The following is a 17930-nucleotide window of genomic DNA, read 5'->3' as shown; positions in this document are numbered from 1 at the left end:
GCGAAGTGTTGCGGGATGTTCCGGGAGCGACTAGGGCCTTGACAGTCCTAGCCGGTCAGGACTCCTCGACGGCTCCGTAGTGCGAGGTCATGTAGTGGCGCAGCAGCGAGCGGCTCTCGTCGATGAAGCGCTGGTCGCCGTTGGGGTCGATGAGGAACGCCCGCGTGAGCAGCGCGTCCGCGACCTCGATGGTCACCTCGAGGCGGAAGGACAGCTGCGCGCCGCCCGGGAGGCCGTACTCGGACGCGAGGATCTCGGCGAAGCGGCGGGCGAAGAAGCCGGCCTCGAACGCCTCGCCCGCGACCTCGGGGGCGTGGATCGTGTCGACGAAGCGGATGGAGCGGAAGCCCGGCTCGTTGCGGTGCATCTCGCAGAAGGCGTCGATGGCGCAGTCGACCGCGCCCCACCAGTTGCCCGGGTGGGTGTCGCGGATCTCGGTGATGACGCGGCGGCGGAAGCGCTCGAGGGCCCGCTCGCGCAGCGCCTGGAGGACGGCGATGCGGTCCGGGAAGTAGCGGTAGACCGTGCCGATCGCGGCTCCCGCGCGCTCGGCGACCATCGCCGTGGTCAGGCGGTCGAAGCCGACCTCGTCGACGACGGCGGCCGCCGCGTCGAGCAGCGAGGCGAGACGGGCGGCGCTGCGCACCTGCACCGGCTCGTTGCGGACCTGGGACGATTCACCGAACGGTCGATCGACGAGGTTTCCAAGAGGCACGGCGGGCTCCTTCGGTCGTGGTTCCTACAATCGTACGCACGGCGACCGCCGGTCGGGGTCGTCTCATCGAAAGTCCCTCGTGTTTCGCGCCCCCGGAAGGGCGACGGCTCCGCGGGTCCGATCCACCCGGGAGAAACCATGTGCGGACGCTTCGTCCTCTCGCAGACCACCGCCGACCTGGTGGCGCTCTTCGACATCGACGAGCCGGGCGCCGACCTTCCGGAGCCGTCCTGGAACATCGCGCCGACCCAGCGGATCGCCGTCGTCGCGGAGTCGATGAAGGGGGTCGAGGAGGGCAGCCCGCCGCGGCGTCGGCTCGCCGGAGCCCGCTGGGGCCTGGTGCCCCGCTCCGCCGCCGACCCGTCCGCGGGGCCGCCGCTGTTCAACGCGCGGATCGAGTCCGTCGCCGAGAAGCCCTCGTTCCGCGAGTCCTACGCCTCCCGGCGCGCGATCGTGCCCGCCTCGGGCTGGTACGAGTGGCGGGTCGGCGCGGACGGGGCGAAGGCACCCGTCTACGTCTCGCCGGGCGAGGGCTCGCTCCTCCTGTTCGCCGGTCTCTACGAGTGGTGGCGCTCGGCCCAGCCGGGCTCTCCGTGGCTGCTCTCGGCGACGGTCCTCACCCGCCCCTCCGCCGGGCCGCTCACCGAGGTGCACGAGCGGATGCCCGTGCTGCTGCAGCCGGAGCTGATCGAGGACTGGCTGGACCCGGCGTCCCCCGGGGACGGCGAGCTGCTGCGCGCGGCCGCCGAGGGCGCGGCCGAGCTGTCCGAGGAGCTCGAGGTGCACGGCGTCGGTGCAGCCGTGGGCTCCGTCTCGGCGAAAGGCCCCGAGCTGATCGAGCCCACCGGAGCCTGACGATCGCGTGAGAGCGCGATCCGCGGTCCGGCATCCGTTCTGACAGACTGGGCGGATGCCGCTGACGCCCGAGAGCAAGCCCCTGAGCGCAGGCAAGGCGGAGGTCATGCACCGCGCCGCCCGCCTCGAGGACCGACTCCACTCCTTCCGGATGAGGCGCGTGAAGCGCAAGGGCTACGTCCCGAGGGTCATCCCCTACACCGGCTACGGCTCGACGACGCAGCTGCGCGTCCTGGCCCGCGTCCTCTACACGCGGCCGACCCCTCCCGGGGTCGAGGAGGTCCGCCCCGTCGAGGGCGTGCGCGGCTGGCGGAGCTTCACCAGCGTCTTCGTGAGCGGGGCCGTCGTGACCGTCGAGGCCGACGGGCAGACCCACCGGGTGACGGCCGACCGCGGCGGAGTCGTCGACGCGGACCTCCCGATCACGCTCGAGCCCGGCTGGCACACCATCACCTTCTCGACCGCGGGCTCGAAGCCCGTCGAGGCGCCCGTCTTCATCGTGCGTCCGGAGTCGCGGCTGGGCGTCGTGTCGGACGTGGACGACACGGTGATGGTCACCGCGCTCCCCCGCCCCTTCGTCGCCGCCTGGAACACCTTCGTGCTCGACGAGCACGCCCGGATGCCCACGCCCGGCATGGCGGTCTTCCTCGACCGCTTCGCCCGGCAGTACGAGGGCTCCCCGGTCATCTACCTCTCCACCGGCGCGTGGAACGTCGCCCCGGCGCTCACCCGCTTCCTCTCGCGGCACCTGTACCCGGCCGGAGCGCTCCTCCTGACCGACTGGGGCCCGACGCACGACCGCTGGTTCCGCAGCGGCAAGCAGCACAAGGAGATGAACCTCCGCCGACTCGCGGCCGAGTTCCCGGACGTGCGCTGGCTGCTGGTCGGCGACGACGGGCAGCACGACGAGGAGATCTACTCCGACTTCGCGGACGAGCACCCCGACAAGGTCGCGGCGATCGCGATCCGCCAGCTCTCGACCGGCGAGGCGGTGCTCGCGGGAGGCCGCTCCAAGGCCGAGGACCGCTCCCTGACCAGCGGCACGACCTGGGTCTTCGCGCCCGACGGCGCGGGCATCTCCGAGCAGCTGACGGAGCTCGGCATCCTCTGATCCCGCACCGGCTCCGGGAACGACGGAGCCGTCCGCTCCCCGGGGGGAGGGACGGCTCCGGTCGATCGGCTCGGACTACGCCTGGTGGGCGGCCTGCAGGTCGAGGGTGATGGTGACCTTCTCGCCGATGAGCACGCCACCGGTCTCGAGGGCCGCGTTGTAGGTCAGACCGAAGTCGGTGCGGTCGATGGTGGCCTTGGCGGTGAGGCCGGCCTTGTAGTTGCCGTAGGGGTCGGTGCCGAAGCCGCCGAACTCCACCTCGAAGGTGACGGGCTTGGTGGTGCCCTTGATGGTGAGCTCGCCGTCGACGAGGAAGTCGTCGCCGTTCGGGCGGACGGCGGTCGAGACGAAGTGGATCTCCGGGTACTTCTCGGCCTCGAAGAAGTCGCCGGTGCGGAGGTGGCCGTCGCGGTTGGGCTCGTTGGTGTTGACGGAGGCGACCTCGGCGGTGGCCTCGACCTTGGAGTCGAGCGGGTTCTCGCCGGTGGTGAACGTGGCGGTGAAGCGCTCGAACTTGCCCTTGACCTTGCTGATCATCAGGTGGCGGACGCTGAACGCGACCTCGCTGTGGGTGGGGTCGATGACCCAGGTGCCGGCCTTGTAGCCGGGGATGGTGACGGTGTCGGTCATGGTTTCTCCTCGAGTGTGACGGTCGTCGCGGGGAGAGCGTCCCCGTCCGATGTATGCAAGCGCATCGACGTCGATCAGTATTCCATGTAGCGACAACTATTTCATCCACGTTCCGTCGAAGGATCGGCGGACACCGCGTGAACACGGAGCGCCGCACCCCGGACGGGGGTCGGAGACGCTCCCCGAGCAGTCGTCAGCGGTCGGCGGGAGCCGGGTTGCGGATGCCGAGGAGGGAGACGACGCCGCCGGCGACCAGGAGGGCGGAGGTCGCGACGGCGGCACGGGAGAAGCCCTCGACGTCGAGCGAGTCGCCGACCACGAGCGAGGTCGCGGCGATGGCGACCAGCCCCGCGATGCGCGAGACGGCGTTGTTCACGGCGGAGCCGACTCCGCTGTGCCCGTCCTCCACCGCGCCGAGGATCGTCGAGGTCAGCGGAGCGACCGTCACCGCGAGGCCGAAGCCGAACAGGAGGATGCCCGGCAGCAGCTGCGTGGCGTAGTCGGCGCCCTCGTCGACGAAGGAGAGCAGGAGGAACCCGGCCGCGGCGATCAGCGGTCCGACGCCCATGAAGAGCCGCGGGCCGAACCGCGCCGACAGCGACCCGGAGACCTGCGAGAGCAGGAGCAGCAGGATCGTCGGCGGGAGCGTCGCGAGCCCGGCCAGGGTCGCCGAGAAGCCCAGGGTCTGCTGCAGGAACAGGCCCAGCGCGAAGAAGCCGAAGGAGAGCGCGCCGTAGACGAACGCCGTCGAGACGTTGCCGACGGTGAAGTTCCGCGACGCGAAGAGCGACAGCGGCAGCATCGGATGCGCCGCTCGCCGCTCCCACACGACGAACGCGACGAGGGCGGCGACTCCCCCGATCAGGGCGGTCAGCACGAGCGGATGCTGGATCCCGAGCCGCTCCTGCTCGATCAGCGCGAACACCGGCCCTCCCAGGCCGATCACCCCGAGCACCGCGCCGAAGCCGTCGATCGGCACCCGGGTCCCCGAGTCGACCGCGCCGAGCCTGCGCAGCAGGACCAGCGTCACCGCGATCGGCAGCAGGTTGAGCGCGAAGACGTACCGCCACGAGCCCGCGTCCACCAGCAGGCCGCCGAGCACGGGCCCGGCGATCGTCGCCGTGCCGGTCCAGGCCGTCCACGCACCGATGGTCCGAGCCTGCGCGGCGCCGTGGACGGTCGCGATGATGAGGGCGAGCGAGCTGGGCACGAGGATCGCGCCGGCGGCACCCTGGAGCATCCGCGCCACGATGAGGACCTCGGCGGTGGGGGCCAGCGCGCACAGCAGCGAGGTGACGCCGAAGCCGATCAGGCCGATGGTCATGCTGCGGGCCCGGCCGATGCGGTCGGCGAGCGAGCCGGCCACGAGGATCAGCGCGCCGAGCGTGATCAGGTACCCGTCGACCACCCACTGCTGCACCGCGAGCCCGCCGCCGAGCTCGCGGGTGATGGCGGGCAGGGCGACGTTGACGACGGTGCCGTCGAGGAAGGCGACGAAGGAGGCGAGGACGGCCACCACGAGCACCGCGCGGCGGCGCGTCTCGGCGGGGTCGGCGGAGGCGGTCATGCTCGGGCTCTGGTCACCCGCTCACCGTACCGGCGGCCGCCGCTCCCGGAGCCGGGAGGGCGGGCATCAGGGCCCCCGAGCGCGGCCGCACGACGGATCCAGACTCGTCGCCTACTCTCGTAGCCATGTCTGCGCAAGGAACCGCCCGCGGCGGCGTGCTCGCCCGGGTCCTCGGGATCGTCGGAGCCAGCCTCGCCGGGGGCCTGCTGATCACGGTCGGGGTCACTCCCGCCCTCGCCGTCACCGGTCTCGCCGAGAACAACCCGATCGGGCTGTTCGAGACGGTGCCCGAGTACCTCGAGCTCGGCCAGCTGGCCCAGAAGACCGAGATCTACGCGAAGCGCACCGACGGCTCGGACGAGCTGCTCGCCTCCTTCTACGCGCAAAACCGCGAGGAGGTGGCCTTCGACCAGGTCAGCCAGTCCGTGAAGGACGCGGCGGTCTCGACCGAGGACCCGCGCTTCTACGACCACGGCGGCGTCGACCTGCAGGGCACGATCCGCGCGGTGCTCAGCAACATCGTCGGCGGGGACCTCCAGGGCGGATCCTCCATCACTCAGCAGTACGTCAAGAACGTCCTCGTGCAGAAGGCGGAGTCGCTGAGCGCGACCGACGAGGCGGCCTCCGAGGCCGCCTACGAGGAGGCGACCGCGACCACTCCGAGCCGCAAGCTCAAGGAGATGAAGCTCGCCGTCGACCTCGAGAAGAAGTACAGCAAGGACGACATCCTCCTCGGCTACCTCAACATCGCCGGCTTCGGCGGCCAGGTCTACGGCATCCAGGCGGCGGCCGAGTACTACTTCTCGACCAGCGCGGCCGACCTGAGCCTCGCGCAGGCCGCGAGCCTGATCGCCACGGTCAACAACCCCAACGGCCTCAGGATCGACCAGCCCGAGAACATCCCGGACAACAAGATCCGCCGCGACTACGTCCTCGACCAGATGCTCCAGGAGGGGAAGATCTCGCAGGCCGACCACGACGCCGCCGTCGCCGAGGAGGTCGTCCCCGCGATCACGCAGACGCCCACGGGCTGCCAGACCGCCGGCAACGCGGCCTTCTTCTGCGACTACATCACCCGCGTCGTCCAGAACGACCCGGCGTTCGGCGACGACGCGGACACCCGCCTCGCGAACTTCCAGCGCGGCGGCTACAAGATCTACACGACGCTCGACCGCGACCTGCAGGACACCGCGGCGAACGCGACGAACAACGCCGTCCCCAAGGTCCCCACCCTCGACACCAACATCGGCAGCGCGACCGTCTCGATGGAGGTCGGCACCGGCCGGATCCTGGCGATGGTGCAGAACAAGGACTACGACGCGGCCGGCGCCGTGAACGGCGCGAACTTCTCCGCCGTCAACTTCAACACCGACACGGCCTTCGGCGGCTCCGCCGGGTTCCAGGTCGGATCGACCTACAAGGTGTTCACGCTCGCGCAGTGGCTCGCGAGCGGACGCACCCTGAACGAGACGATCAACGGCCGAGAGCGCACCTTCTCGGGCTTCCCCGCCAGCTGCGCGCCGGACGGCGAGCTCGACACCTCCTACGAGGTCAACAACGACGACAGCGAGAACGGCAGCTACAGCGTGCTGACCGGCACGTTGCAGTCGATCAACACCGTCTACGTCTCGATGGCGCAGCAGCTCGACCTCTGCGCGATCCGCGACCGCGCGGTCGGCTTCGGCGTGAAGGCGGCCGACGGCGGCGAGGTCGACTACAAGCCGTCCGCCGTCCTCGGCTCGGACACGCTCATCTCCCCCCTCTCGATGGTCACCGCCTTCGCCGGCTTCGCCAACAACGGCACCGCCTGCTCCGCGATCGCCATCGACTCGATCACCGACGCGACCGGCGCCGCCGTCCAGCCGCCGACCTCCACCTGCAACCAGGCCCTCAGCCCCGAGCTGACGGCGGTCGCGAACTACGCCCTGCAGCGCGTCGTCACCGGCGGCACGGCCGCCCAGTCCGACCCGGACGACGGCATCGAGCACATCGGCAAGACGGGCACCACCGACAACGCGGAGTCGACCTGGATGGACGGCGCGAGCTCGCGCGTCGCGACCGTGGTCTGGGTGGGCAACATCGACGGCCACACCTCGATGCGCGAGGTCCGCTTCCCGAACTCGGAGCTCGAGAGCCGCCCGTACGCCTCCAACATCCGCCACTACATCTGGAACTCGGTGATGACCCGCGCCGACCAGAAGTACGGCGGAGACGACTTCGAGGAGCCCAGCAGCGCCCTGCTGAACGGCCGCCAGATCGCCGTGCCGACCGTCTCCGGCCGCTCGGTCGACGACGCCACGGAGGCGCTGGAGGACCTCGGCTTCGACGTCGAGGAGGGGGCGACCATCGACTCGTCGCTCCCGGCCGGCGTGGTGGCGGGCACCGACCCGGCCGCGGGCACGACCGTCGCGCGCTACTCCGACATCGGCCTGCTGATCAGCAACGGCTCGCAGGTCCCGGCTCCCGCCACCCAGGCACCGGCTCCGGCTCCGACCGGCACGGGAGTCCCCGCGACCGAGGCTCCCCCGGCGACGCCCACGGCGACCCCGACAGCGACAGCCACGGCGACTCCGACGGCGGAGGTCGAGGAGTGAGCTTCGACGCGGACTTCCTCGGCGTCCCCGCGGGTGCGCCGCGCCTGAGGGTCGAGCGCCCGGTGCGGCTCCTGCCGTACACGCACTTCGAGGTGCTGCTGGATCCGGAGCGGCGCCTGGCCGTCTCGACGGCCGTGAACATCGACGGCGCGCGCCTGGTCGAGCTCGGCCGCGGCGACGACTGGCACCTCGACGACCGCATCCCCGCCTCCGAGCAGACCGGGCCGGAGGTGTACGCCCGCAACGACCTCGACCGGGGCCACCTCGTCCGCCGCCGCGACCCCGTCTGGGGCGACCGGGACGAGGCCGCCGCGGCCAACCGCGACAGCTTCTGCTACACGAACGCCGCGCCCCAGGCGAGCGGCTTCAACCAGTCGCAGGAGCTGTGGCTCGGGCTCGAGACCCTGGTGCTCGAGTACGCGCAGACCTGGCGCACGCGCCTGAGCGTCTTCACCGGGCCCGTGCTCGCGGACGACGACCCGGTCTACCGCGGTACGGGCATCCCCCGCCGCTTCTGGAAGATCGCAGCGTGGAGCCCGGACGGATCGACGCTCGCGACGAGCGCGTACCTGCTCGACCAGAGCGAGCTCGTGGAGCGCGTGCGCGAGGGCCTGGTGCCGCTCGGCGGCTTCAGGACGTTCCAGCTGCCGGTCGCCGCGATCGGCGAGCTGACAGGTCTCGACGTGGACCTCCTCGCCGGGGCCGACGTGCTCGGCTCGGCAGGACTCCGGCCGGAGCCGTGGCGCGAGATCGTCGAGCCGTCCGACGTGGCGAGCGGCCTCCTCCCCCGCTGAGGCTCCGCCGGGGGCAGGATGGGCGGATGAGCACCCCCGTCCTGGTCGAGATCACCTCCGGCGCCGTCGTCCTCCGCGACCCGGAGGGTCCGCTCGTCCGCGTCGACGAGGCGGGCTACCTCCGCGGCGACGGGGTCTTCGAGACCGTCGCGGTCCTCGACGGACGTCCCCGCGCGCTCGGCGAGCACCTCGAGAGGCTGGCCGGATCGGCCCGGGCCGTCGGGCTGACGATCCCGGAGGCGCCCCTCTGGTCCCGAGCGGTCGACCTCGCCGTGGCGGAGCACGATCGGGTCGACGACCTGACGGTCCGCTTCATCGCCGCCCACGGCTCGGGCGACTCCGCCCGGTGCACCGTGCGCGCGGCTCCGACTCCCGACTCGAGCGCGCTCCGGGAGAAGGGCGCGGCCGTCGTCGTGCTGGACCGCGGGTACGCGAGCGGTCCGCTCGCGCCGTGGCTGCTCCCGGGCGTCAAGACCACCTCGGGCGCCGTCACCCGGGCGGCGCTGCGCGAGGCGGCGTCCCGGGGCGCGGACGACGTGGTCTGGCGCACGAGCGACGGGCTTCTCCTCGAGGGGGCGACGTCGAGCCTGGTGCTCCTCGGCGACGGGGTGCTCGCGACGCCGCTCTCGGACAGCGTGCTCGCCGGCACGACGGTCGAGCGGGTCCTCGCGCTGGGCGAGCGCCGCGGGCTCGCGTCGTCGCGCCGCGAGCTGCCGGTCTCGGCGCTCACCGGTGCCGATGCGGCGTGGCTGGTGTCGAGCACCCGGCGGGCGATCCCCGTCCGCTCGGTCGACGGCGCACCGCTCTCGATCGACGCGGGCCTGACGGCGGCTTTCGAGGCGGGGCTGCTCGCCGGCTGATCGCGTCCGCGGCTCGGACTCCCTGCGCGTCAGGCCGCTGCGGCCAGCGCGCGGGAGGTGTGCGGGCCGACGCCGGCCTCCTCCGCGTCTCCGAGATCGGCGAGCGTGTCGACGTCCAGCCTCAGCGTCGACGAGCCTGGCAGCACGACGACGGCGCAGCCCGCGTCGCGGTGCCGGGCCAGAGAGCCCGGGCCGAACGCCGGAGCGACGAGGGCTCCGGCCGCCAGCAGGAGCGCCGTGGTGCCGCTCCCCTCGCGGTCCGGGACGACGGCCGGGAGCGACCGCGTCGCGAGCGCCTCGGAGAGGTCCGACGGCAGCAGGGCGGGCAGGTCCCCGGTCAGCACGATCACCGGGGCGCCCGGCCGGCGGTGGAGGGCGGCCTCGGCTCCCCCGGACACGGCGGCGTCGAGGGTCCCCGGGTCGGGCACCACCACCAGCTGCGGGTGCTCCGCCCGTGCGCGGTCGGCCGCACCGGCGTCGGAGGTGACCAGGAGAAGGCTCGCCACCGGCTCCGCGGCGGCCACGGCGGCGAGCGTGTCCAGGAGGAACGCCTCGGCCAGCGCCGCGCGGCCCGGCACGTCGAGGCGCGTCTTCGAGCCGCCGCGGCCCTTGAACACGACGACCGCGCTCCAGCCGGTCACGCGCGCTCCTCGCGCGAGGCTGCTCCGGCCGCGAAGCCCTCGGCGAAGGCCTCGTCGGCGCCGAGGCGGAACATGTCGTCGGGGCCCGTGCGGGTCAGCGTGCGGGCACCCGGGCTCTCGACCCTCGTCACCAGGCGGGCGAGCCCGCGGACGACGGCGACGGGGCGTCCGCTCGCCTTGCCCTTCACCAGGTCGCCGAGCGCGGCGATCTCGTCCGCGACGGCCGGCATGGTCACTCCTAGCGTGCGCCCCAGGGCGTCGACCCCGCCGCGGAGGTCGTCGATCACGAGGACGCCCGCGGCTCCGATGGCCGCGTCGGTCTGCCCGACCCGCCAGGCGCGGCCCAGGGTGTCGCTGACGAGCACGCCCACCTCCACGCCGAGCCGCTCCCGGAGGCCCGCGCAGAGGGCCCGCGCCGAGGCGTCCGGGTCGAGGGGGAGGAGGAGGACCGTCCCCTCCGCGACGTTGCTGGCGTCGACTCCGGCCGCCGCCTGGACGATCCCGAGGCGGTTCTCGACGATGCGGGTGACGCCGGAGCCGTGCGCCCGGCTGGCGACGACGCGGACGGTCTCGGCCGTGATCGCGTCCTCGCGGTCGGTCGCGGCGACGACGCGCCCCTCCGCCTTCGAGACGATCTTGCTCGTGACGACGAGGATGTCGCCGTCCGCGGGCCGGTCCTCCTCGGCGGCGGCGGCGACGGCCGCGAGGATCAGCTCGAGCAGGTCGTCACCGGGAGTCACCTCCGGGATGCCGTCGAGGGCCCAGGCCTGCACGCGCGTCTCGCTCACCGGTCCATTCTCCCGGCTGCCGCGGGCGCCCGGGTCCACGGCCCGGGATCGCCCGGGTGGACGATCGGCGGCGCCTCAGCCGGCGGCGAGGTACGCGGCGACCGCGGGCGGCACGTAGGGGGCGACGTCGCCGCCGAGGGAGGAGACCTGCCGCACCAGCGAGCTCGACACATGGGCGTGCGCGGGATCGGGCAGGAGGAACACCGTCTCGACGTGCGCGAGGTTGCGGTTCACGATCGCCATGGGGGTCTCGTACGCCACATCGACCTGCGAGCGGATGCCCTTCACTAGGATGCTCGCGCCGACGTCGGTGCAGTAGTCGACGAGCAGGCCCATGCTCCACGAGGCGACGACGATCCGCCCCTCGACCCCCGCCTCCGCGATCGACTGCTCGATGAGCGAGACGCGCTGGGCGATCGGCAGCAGCGCGGTCTTGGCGGGGTTGTGCACCACCACGACGTGGAGCTCGTCGACCAGGCGCGCAGCCCGCTCGATCACGTCGAGATGACCGAGGGTCACGGGGTCGAAGGAGCCGGGGACGACGGCGATGCGGGCCATGCCGACAGAGTAGCGGGCGGGCACCGCCTAGCTCTTGGCGAGGAACTCCCGGTCGCGGTCCTGCACGCGGCGCTCGAGCGCGGCACGGAGCCGGTCGTGCGCGGCGAGCGACGGATCCTCCGCGAGGAGCCGTTCGGCCAGCGCCCGCGCCTCCACGATCACGTCGGCGTCCTGCACCACCCGCAGCAGGCGGAGCGACGAGCGCCCGCCTGACTGCGAGTCGCCCAGCACGTCGCCCTCGCGGCGCAGCTCGAGGTCGACCTCGGCGAGCGCGAAGCCGTCGAGCGTCGCGGCGACCGCCTCCACCCGCTCGCGCGCGACCGTCCCCGCCTCCGCCGCCGTCACGAACAGGCACACCCCCGCGACGCCGCCGCGCCCGATGCGCCCGCGGAGCTGGTGCAGCTGCGAGACCCCGAACCGCTCCGCGTCGAGCACGACCATCATCGAGGCGTTCGGCACGTCCACGCCGACCTCGATGACCGTCGTCGACACCAGGACGTCGATCTCCCCCGCGGCGAAGGAGCGCATCACGGCGTCCTTCTCCTCCGTCGTCATCCGCCCGTGCAGCGCGGCCGACCGGCGCTTCCCGAGCAGCGGATGCGCGCGCACGCCCTCCAGTGTCGCCGCGACGGTCGTGAGCGGCGCGGCGGCGTCCTCCTCGGGCGGCTGCGCGCCCTCGGCGGGCTCCCCCGGCTCGATCGCCGGGCAGACGAGGTAGACCTGGTGGCCCGAGCGGATCTCCTCCTCGGCGCGCTCCCACGCCCGCGCGATCCACGCGGGATGGTCGGCGAGCGGGACCACGTGGCTCGTGATGCCGGGGCGCCCGGCGGGCAGCTCGCGGATGGTCGAGGTGTCGAGATCGCCGAAGACCGTCATGGCGACGGTCCGCGGGATGGGCGTGGCCGTCAGCACCAGCACGTGCGGTGGGGTGGCGCCCTTCCGGCGCAGGGCGTCCCGCTGGTCGACGCCGAAGCGGTGCTGCTCGTCGATCACGACGAGGCCCAGGTCGTAGAAGGAGACCGCGTCGCCGAGGAGGGCGTGCGTGCCGACGACGATCTTCGCCGTGCCCGAGACGATCCGGAGGAGGGCCGCGCGGCGCTGCGCCGCCCCCAGCCCGCCGGTGAGGAGGGTCGGCACCAGCTCGGCCGCGAGCTCCGGGCCGAGGGTCCTCGCGATCGAGCGGAGGTGCTGCCCAGCGAGCACCTCGGTGGGAGCGAGCAGCGCCGCCTGCCCGCCGCTCTCGGCCGTGGCGAGCATCGCCCGGAGCGCGACGAGGGTCTTGCCGGAGCCGACCTCGCCCTGCACCAGCCGGGTCATCGGGCTCTCGGCGGCCAGATCGGCGGCGATCTCGTGCCCCACCTCGGTCTGGTCGCCGGTGAGGGCGAAGGGCAGCGCGGCGTCGAAGCGCTCGAGCAGCCCGCCGGGGCCGGGCACGCGGGCGGTCGCGGGGCTGCTGCGCGCCGAGGCCCGGCGCTCGAGCAGGGCGAGCTGCAGGAGGAACGCCTCGTGGAAGCGCAGCGTCTCGCGCGCCTGCGCCTCCTCGCCATCCCGCTGCGGGCGGTGGATCAGCTCCAGCGCCTCGCCGAGGCCCAGCAGCGAGCGACCGGCGCGCACCTGCTCGGGCATCGGGTCGGGCACGTCGCGCAGGCCGTCCAGCAGCACGCCGATCGCGGCCTGGAGCTGCCAGCTCGAGATCGCGCTGGTCGCCGGGTAGATCGGGATCGGCCGCTCGGCCCAGTCCTTCGCGAGCTCACCGCCTCCCGTCTCCGTCGCGGCGGCCTCCTCGTCGTCGAACAGGCGGTAGTCGGGATGCGTGAGCTGCGGGGTGTCGCGGAACATCGAGACCGTGCCCGCGAAGATCCCGCGCACGCCGCGGTGGAGCTTCGCCGCGCGCCAGGGCTGTCCGAAGAACGTCAGCGAGAGCGTGCCCGAGCCGTCCGAGATGACGACCTCGAGCAGAGTGCCGCGCCGGTTGCGCATCGGCCGCTCGCGCACCTCGCGCACCTCCGCCACGATCGTCACGCTCTCTCCCACGGGGAGACGCGAGAGCGCCGTCAGCTCGCCCCGCTTCGCGTAGCGGCGCGGGTAGTGGCCCAGGAGCTCGCCGACCGTGCGGTACCCGAAGGCCTTCTCGACCGCACTCGCCGTGCGCGGCCCGATCAGCGGCGCGAGCGAGGCGTCGAGGGGGTCCGGGATCACCTAGCGATCATAGGTCGGACCTCGGACGCGCGAGCCGGGCGACCGGGTCCAGCGCCGAGCGCGGCACGACCGACGCGAGCACCCGACGACCGGCACCCGCGGAGCCGCGGAGCGCGGCGGCCACGGCGGTCGCGTCGTCCCACGCCTCCGACTCGCTCGCGGACGGCGAGTAGCGCCGGCGCTCGACGCGCTCCCGGAGCCCCTGCAGACGTGCCGCCGCTCCGGGGTCGAGGGCGGGAGCCATGCGGGCCTCCTGCGCGCGCGGAGACTCCGTGTCCTCCACGGGGACGCCCAGGTCGCGGGCGGTCGCCAGCAGCTCGGCCCACGCGGCCTCGACGGAGCCGGAGCGCGCGGACCGGCGCCGCAGCGCGCGCTGGACGGCGCGCATCAGCCAGGGGACGAGCACGAGCAGCAGGAGCAGCACCCAGAGCGTGGCCGCGGGAGCCGCCGTGGTGCTCGAGGCGCCGACGGCACCGGGGGTCGGCGTCGCCGACGCGGCCGTCGGAGTGGGTGTCGCGGCGGGAGCGCTGGTCGCACCGGGCGCGGTGGTCGCGGTCGAGCCCGGGGCGGTGGGGCCCGAGGACGCCGTCGCGCTCGGCAGGGTGTAGGAGGCCGGAGCGCCGCGGCTGGGCGTCGGCTCGAAGGGCAGCCAGCCGACTCCCTCGAAGTACAGCTCGGGCCAGGCGTGCAGGTCGGAGGAGAGGACGCGGTAGGTGGTCAGGTCGCTGCCGCCGGAGGGCACGACGGAGCCGGGCTGGTAGCCGATGGCGAGCCGCGACGGGATCCCGAGCTCGCGCGCCATCACCGCCATCGCCGAGGCGAAGTGGACGCAGTAGCCCTCCTTCGTCGTCAGGAACGCCGAGAGCACGCCGACTCCGTCGCCGTCGTAGCCCTCCTCCGCGGGGGTGTCCTCGGAGTAGCGGAACTCGGACGAGCGGAAGTACGTCTGCAGCGCGCGCGCCCGGTCGTAGGCGGTCGGAGCCTCCGCCGTGACCTCCTCCGCGGTGGTGCGGACGATCTCGGGCACGTCGTCGGGGAGCGAGAGGTACCGGTCGACGCCGGACGGCGCGGGCGCGGCGAGCAGCTGCTGCGGGTCGGGCTCGAGCCGCAGCGCCTGCACCTGGTAGTCGTCTCCGGAGCGGGTCGTCGCGTCGCCGCGGATCGAGCCGTCCTGCACGTCCTGGAGCCAGCCGTCGCCGACGCCCGTCAGCGACGAGACCGGATACGGCACGGGGAGCCACTGGCTCCGCAGCGTCTCCACCGAGACGTCGACCTCCTCCGCCTCGCGCGGCACGCTCTCGGAGAGCCCCTCGGGCGTGATCGGCGCCTCGATCGGAGCGGTCTGCTCCGTCTCGCTCGGCGCCCAGTCGTCACCGTCGAAGTCCGAGACGGTCAGCACGCGGAGGTAGACGGGCAGGTCGGAGTCGGTGGCGTAGCGCAGCACGGTCACGGGGTTCGGGCGGCGCAGGTCCGCGCCGAGGGCGACCACCGGGTCGATCGCGCCGTTGAAGAGGCTGCCGGAGACGCCCGAGGGGGCGGTGGTGCGCGCGTAGCCGGCCGCCGAGCCGGCGACGACTCCCGCGCCGAGGACGACCACGGTCACGGCCGCGAAGGCGGGCAGCACGGCCGAGGCCGCGCTCGGGCCGCTCGGGCGGCGGGGGGCGGCCGTGGCGGCGAGCACGCCCGCGTAGGCGAGCGCAGTGACGACGAGGCTCGCCCAGGACACCTCGGAGGGGTCCACGATCGCCGGCACCGCGAGCAGCGCCGCAGGGAACAGACCGGCCAGGGCGGGGAGGCGGACGGAGAAGGCGAACAGGTCGGCCGCCCAGGCGAGCACGACCACCCCGCCGATCAGGAGGAACGAGATGCCGTCGTCGGCGATGGCCGGGAGCCCCTGCTGGGCGATGGACTGGAAGCCGCCCTGCGCGAGCGCCTCCGCCTGCGCGACGGCGCCGGGCGTGGGGATCACGAACAGCAGGGCCCGACCGGGCACGAACATCGCGGTCAGCACGCCGACCATCGTCAGCGTGCCGAGGATCGGCGGGACGACGGGGTGCACGCGCAGAGCCCGGGCGGCGGCCGGGACGCCGAGCACCACGGCGACCGCGCTCGCGAGGAGCACCAGCCAGTCGACGCCGACGAGGAGCCGCCCGATCCCGGCGGCGGCGGCCGTGATCGCGAGGAAGAGCAGACCGCTCAGAGGAGCCGACCCGGCGCGCGGATCGCTCTCGACGCGGCGGCTCACGCCACCACCCGCAGAGCGAGGGCCTGCGCCCACGCCTCCTCGACGGAGGCGCTCGGGTCGACGGACACCGCGTACCAGCCGAGCGAGGCGAGAGCCGCCTCCTCCTCAGCGGTGCCGGCGACGACGAAGGCGATCGCGGGGCGCGACTGCGCGGCCAGGGAGCCGAGGGCGTCGAGGTCCGACTCGAGGAGTCGGGTGAGCACGGCGAAGACCGGGCGTACTCCCCCCGTGTCGCGCATGTCGGCCGAGATCCGGGTCACCGCGTCGACCGACTCGCGCGAGGGCGCCAGCTCGGCCAGGCGCAGCAGCACGTCGTGCGCCACCTCGCGCTCGTCCTCCGAGTGCTCCGGCTCGCCGTCCGCACCCGTCTCGACGAGGTGGGTCTCGAAGCCGCGGTCGAGCAGGTGCACGGCGAGGGAGGCCGTCATCGACACCGCCCACTCGAGCCGGTCGTCGCCGCGCCGCTCGAGCACGCGCTCGGCCCGGGTCTCGAGGAGGATCCACGCGTGCGGATCGGTGTTCTGCTCGTCCTGGCGGACCATGAGCTCACCGGAGCGGGCGCTCGCCCGCCAGTGCACCCGGCGCATGGCGTCCCCCGGGCGGTAGTCGCGCGGGATCACGTCGTCCGTGCCGGCGCCGGCTGTCGCGTGCGCGACCGGGCTCGATCCGCCTGCTCCGTGCGCGTCCAGGACGTCGCTCTGGAGCGGCACGACCCGCGGAGTCACGACGAACGGCTGCGCAGCCCCCACGACGCTCTCGCGGAGCGCGAGCCCGAGGCCGTCGCCGCGCACCAGGCGCAGCGGGCCGATGCGGTGGATCCCGCGCCGCTCGGCGGGCAGACGGTAGCGGGCGCGCACGCGGCCGCCCGACGGGACGCCCGGCAGCCCGAAGACGCCCTCGGCGACCGGCCGGCCGACGACGACCCCGCGCTCCACGCGCTCGAGCCGGTCGTGGGCGCGGGCCCCGCTGCGGACGGCGCGGCCGCGGTTCTCGAGCAGCACGTCGACCTCCACCACGTCGCCGGCCGCGACGGTCTGGGGAGCGAAGCGGCGCTGCACCCGGAACGACGCCGGCGCCAGGAGCAGGGAGACGAGCGCGCCCAGGGGCAGGCCCAGCAGCACCAGGCCGACGAACAGCAGCTCGCGGAACTCCGACAGCGGCGCGATCACCACTCCCGCGACGCCCAGCAGAACGAGCGCCCAGCCGCGCAGCGTCAGCGCGACCCCGCGGAGCGCGGGCAGACCGCCGAGACGGGACGACGGCGTCTCGGCGGCGCGGGCCTCAGTCGCCACGGTTGCCGAAGGGGACGGGGGTGGCCGCGACGATGCGCTGCACGATCTCGGTGACCGAATGCGAGGATCCGGCGCCGGAGCGGCCGGGGAGGCGCGTGGCGGGCAGGAGGCGGTGGCCGAGCACGGGGACGGCGAGCGCGTCCACGTCGTCCGGCACCACGAAGTCGCGGTCGCTGAGGGCGGCGAGCGCCTTCGCGGCGGCGATCAGCTGGAGCGTGGCGCGCGGGCTCCCCCCGAGCCGCAGCTCGGGGTCCACCCGCGTGGCCTGCATGATCGCCACCACGTACTCCTGCACAGGCGGTGCGACGTACACGGAGCGCACGTAGGCCATCATCCGCTCGAGCTCGGCGAGGCCCACGACGGGCCGCAGCTCCTCGAGCGGGCTGGCCGAGTCGCGGGTGCGGATCATCTCGAGCTCGGCGCGCTCATCGGGGTAGCCGAGCGAGAGGCGGGCCATGAAGCGGTCGCGCTGGGCCTCCGGCAGCGAGTAGGTGCCCTCCATCTCGACCGGGTTCTGCGTCGCGATCACGGCGAAGGGGCGCGGGAGGAGGTGGGTGGTGCCGTCGACCGAGACCTGGCGCTCCTCCATGCACTCCAGCAGCGCCGACTGCGTCTTGGGCGAGGCCCGGTTGATCTCGTCGCCGATCAGGATGTTCGCGAAGACCGGGCCCGGCTTGAACTCGAAGTCGCGGGTCGCCTGGTTGTAGACCGAGACCCCCGTGACGTCGGAGGGGAGCAGGTCGGGCGTGAACTGGATGCGCGCGACGCTGCCGCCGACCGAGGCCGCCAGCGACTTCGCCAGGACCGTCTTGCCGGTGCCGGGGACGTCCTCCATCAGGAGGTGCCCACCGGCGAGGAACACCGTCAGCGCCATCGAGACCTCGGCCGACTTGCCGTCGATCACGCTGGTGAGGTTCCCGAGGACGGCGCCGCAGTGCGCCGTGAACTCCTCGCGGGTCAGGGGCGTCTCGGGAGCCGCTCGGCGGCCGACAGCGGAGCGGGTGTCTTCGAGCGACGTCATAGCTAGGGATTCTCGCAGTCCTGACGGGAAAAGGGTCCAGGTTCCGAGAGTTCGCAGTGT

The 17930-nt window shown here is 73.5% G+C and carries 15 protein-coding genes; 5 read left to right on the top strand and 10 right to left on the bottom strand.

From position 1 onward, the window contains the following. Positions 1-55 precede the first annotated feature (55 nt). Positions 56-715, bottom strand: a complete 660-nt coding sequence (locus tag C5C53_RS05310; protein WP_104223107.1) for a TetR/AcrR family transcriptional regulator — start codon at positions 713-715, stop codon at positions 56-58. 138 nt (positions 716-853) lie between these two features. Here C5C53_RS05310 and C5C53_RS05305 point away from each other — a divergent pair, with 138 nt between their 5' ends. Further along, positions 854-1570 (top strand): SOS response-associated peptidase, encoded by a 717-nt coding sequence (locus tag C5C53_RS05305; RefSeq protein WP_104267007.1) that lies wholly within the window; start codon positions 854-856, stop codon positions 1568-1570. Between the two features lie 55 nt (positions 1571-1625). Next, a complete protein-coding gene (locus C5C53_RS05300; RefSeq protein ID WP_244230626.1) occupies positions 1626-2681 on the top strand; it encodes an App1 family protein in 1056 nt (351 codons plus the stop codon). A 75-nt stretch (positions 2682-2756) separates the two neighbouring features. On the opposite strand, the gene C5C53_RS05295 is transcribed toward C5C53_RS05300, so the two are convergent. Together C5C53_RS05295 and C5C53_RS05290 are read right to left on the bottom strand one after the other, a co-directional pair. Beyond that, positions 2757-3311 carry a YceI family protein gene (locus C5C53_RS05295; RefSeq protein WP_104223105.1) on the bottom strand — a complete coding sequence of 185 codons (555 nt, stop codon included), beginning with the start codon at positions 3309-3311 and terminating at the stop codon, positions 2757-2759. 193 nt (positions 3312-3504) lie between these two features. Continuing rightward, positions 3505-4878 carry a DHA2 family efflux MFS transporter permease subunit gene (locus C5C53_RS05290; RefSeq protein WP_104267006.1) on the bottom strand — a complete coding sequence of 458 codons (1374 nt, stop codon included), beginning with the start codon at positions 4876-4878 and terminating at the stop codon, positions 3505-3507. A gap of 125 nt (positions 4879-5003) precedes the next feature. Between C5C53_RS05290 and C5C53_RS05285 the strand changes: the two genes are divergently transcribed. Genes C5C53_RS05285 through C5C53_RS05275 form a run of 3 tightly spaced genes read left to right on the top strand, consistent with a single transcriptional unit; the run spans position 5004 to position 9126 of the window. Beyond that, a complete protein-coding gene (locus C5C53_RS05285) occupies positions 5004-7472 on the top strand; it encodes a transglycosylase domain-containing protein (RefSeq protein WP_104267005.1) in 2469 nt (822 codons plus the stop codon). Further along, positions 7469-8266 (top strand): DNA/RNA non-specific endonuclease, encoded by a 798-nt coding sequence (locus C5C53_RS05280; RefSeq protein WP_244230625.1) that lies wholly within the window; start codon positions 7469-7471, stop codon positions 8264-8266. Before C5C53_RS05285 ends, C5C53_RS05280 begins: the two co-directional genes overlap by 4 nt. 26 nt (positions 8267-8292) lie before the next feature. Beyond that, a complete protein-coding gene (locus tag C5C53_RS05275) occupies positions 8293-9126 on the top strand; it encodes an aminotransferase class IV (RefSeq protein ID WP_104267004.1) in 834 nt (277 codons plus the stop codon). A gap of 29 nt (positions 9127-9155) precedes the next feature. On the opposite strand, the gene cofC is transcribed toward C5C53_RS05275, so the two are convergent. The 7 genes from cofC to C5C53_RS05240 form a co-directional block, all read right to left on the bottom strand. Continuing rightward, a complete protein-coding gene (cofC, locus tag C5C53_RS05270) occupies positions 9156-9767 on the bottom strand; it encodes a 2-phospho-L-lactate guanylyltransferase (RefSeq protein WP_104225626.1) in 612 nt (203 codons plus the stop codon). After that, a complete protein-coding gene (locus tag C5C53_RS05265; protein WP_258075375.1) occupies positions 9764-10555 on the bottom strand; it encodes a coenzyme F420-0:L-glutamate ligase in 792 nt (263 codons plus the stop codon). The genes cofC and C5C53_RS05265 overlap by 4 nt, the downstream gene beginning before the upstream one ends. Before the next feature lie 75 nt (positions 10556-10630). After that, positions 10631-11113: a pantetheine-phosphate adenylyltransferase gene (coaD, locus tag C5C53_RS05260; protein ID WP_104223138.1), complete on the bottom strand. Its 483-nt coding sequence runs from the start codon at positions 11111-11113 to the stop codon at positions 10631-10633. A 27-nt stretch (positions 11114-11140) separates the two neighbouring features. Next, complete coding sequence (locus tag C5C53_RS05255; RefSeq protein ID WP_374954333.1) at positions 11141-13312, bottom strand: ATP-dependent DNA helicase RecG; 2172 nt, start codon at positions 13310-13312, stop codon at positions 11141-11143. Between the two features lie 7 nt (positions 13313-13319). Continuing rightward, entirely contained in the window at positions 13320-15557 is a 2238-nt protein-coding gene (locus C5C53_RS05250) for a DUF3488 and transglutaminase-like domain-containing protein (RefSeq protein WP_104267003.1), read from the bottom strand. After that, positions 15554-16849 carry a DUF58 domain-containing protein gene (locus C5C53_RS05245; RefSeq protein ID WP_104267002.1) on the bottom strand — a complete coding sequence of 432 codons (1296 nt, stop codon included), beginning with the start codon at positions 16847-16849 and terminating at the stop codon, positions 15554-15556. Before C5C53_RS05245 ends, C5C53_RS05250 begins: the two co-directional genes overlap by 4 nt. Then, positions 16839-17870 carry a MoxR family ATPase gene (locus tag C5C53_RS05240; RefSeq protein ID WP_104237904.1) on the bottom strand — a complete coding sequence of 344 codons (1032 nt, stop codon included), beginning with the start codon at positions 17868-17870 and terminating at the stop codon, positions 16839-16841. The genes C5C53_RS05245 and C5C53_RS05240 overlap by 11 nt, the downstream gene beginning before the upstream one ends. Between the last annotated feature and the right edge of the window lie 60 nt (positions 17871-17930).

It is taken from the genome of Rathayibacter sp. AY1E3 (assembly GCF_002932235.1).
In the GTDB taxonomy this organism is placed as follows: domain Bacteria; phylum Actinomycetota; class Actinomycetes; order Actinomycetales; family Microbacteriaceae; genus Rathayibacter.
This window is presented reverse-complemented; position numbering and strand designations above follow the sequence as displayed.

Coding starts and splice junctions, on each gene's coding strand:
- C5C53_RS05305 (WP_104267007.1), top strand. CDS start 854: ATGTGCGGACGCTTCGTCCTCTCGCAGACCACCGCCGACCTGGTGGCG.
- C5C53_RS05300 (WP_244230626.1), top strand. CDS start 1,626: ATGCCGCTGACGCCCGAGAGCAAGCCCCTGAGCGCAGGCAAGGCGGAG.
- C5C53_RS05295 (WP_104223105.1), bottom strand. CDS start 3,311: ATGACCGACACCGTCACCATCCCCGGCTACAAGGCCGGCACCTGGGTC.
- C5C53_RS05290 (WP_104267006.1), bottom strand. CDS start 4,878: ATGACCGCCTCCGCCGACCCCGCCGAGACGCGCCGCCGCGCGGTGCTC.
- C5C53_RS05285 (WP_104267005.1), top strand. CDS start 5,004: ATGTCTGCGCAAGGAACCGCCCGCGGCGGCGTGCTCGCCCGGGTCCTC.
- C5C53_RS05275 (WP_104267004.1), top strand. CDS start 8,293: ATGAGCACCCCCGTCCTGGTCGAGATCACCTCCGGCGCCGTCGTCCTC.
- coaD (WP_104223138.1), bottom strand. CDS start 11,113: ATGGCCCGCATCGCCGTCGTCCCCGGCTCCTTCGACCCCGTGACCCTC.
- C5C53_RS05240 (WP_104237904.1), bottom strand. CDS start 17,870: ATGACGTCGCTCGAAGACACCCGCTCCGCTGTCGGCCGCCGAGCGGCT.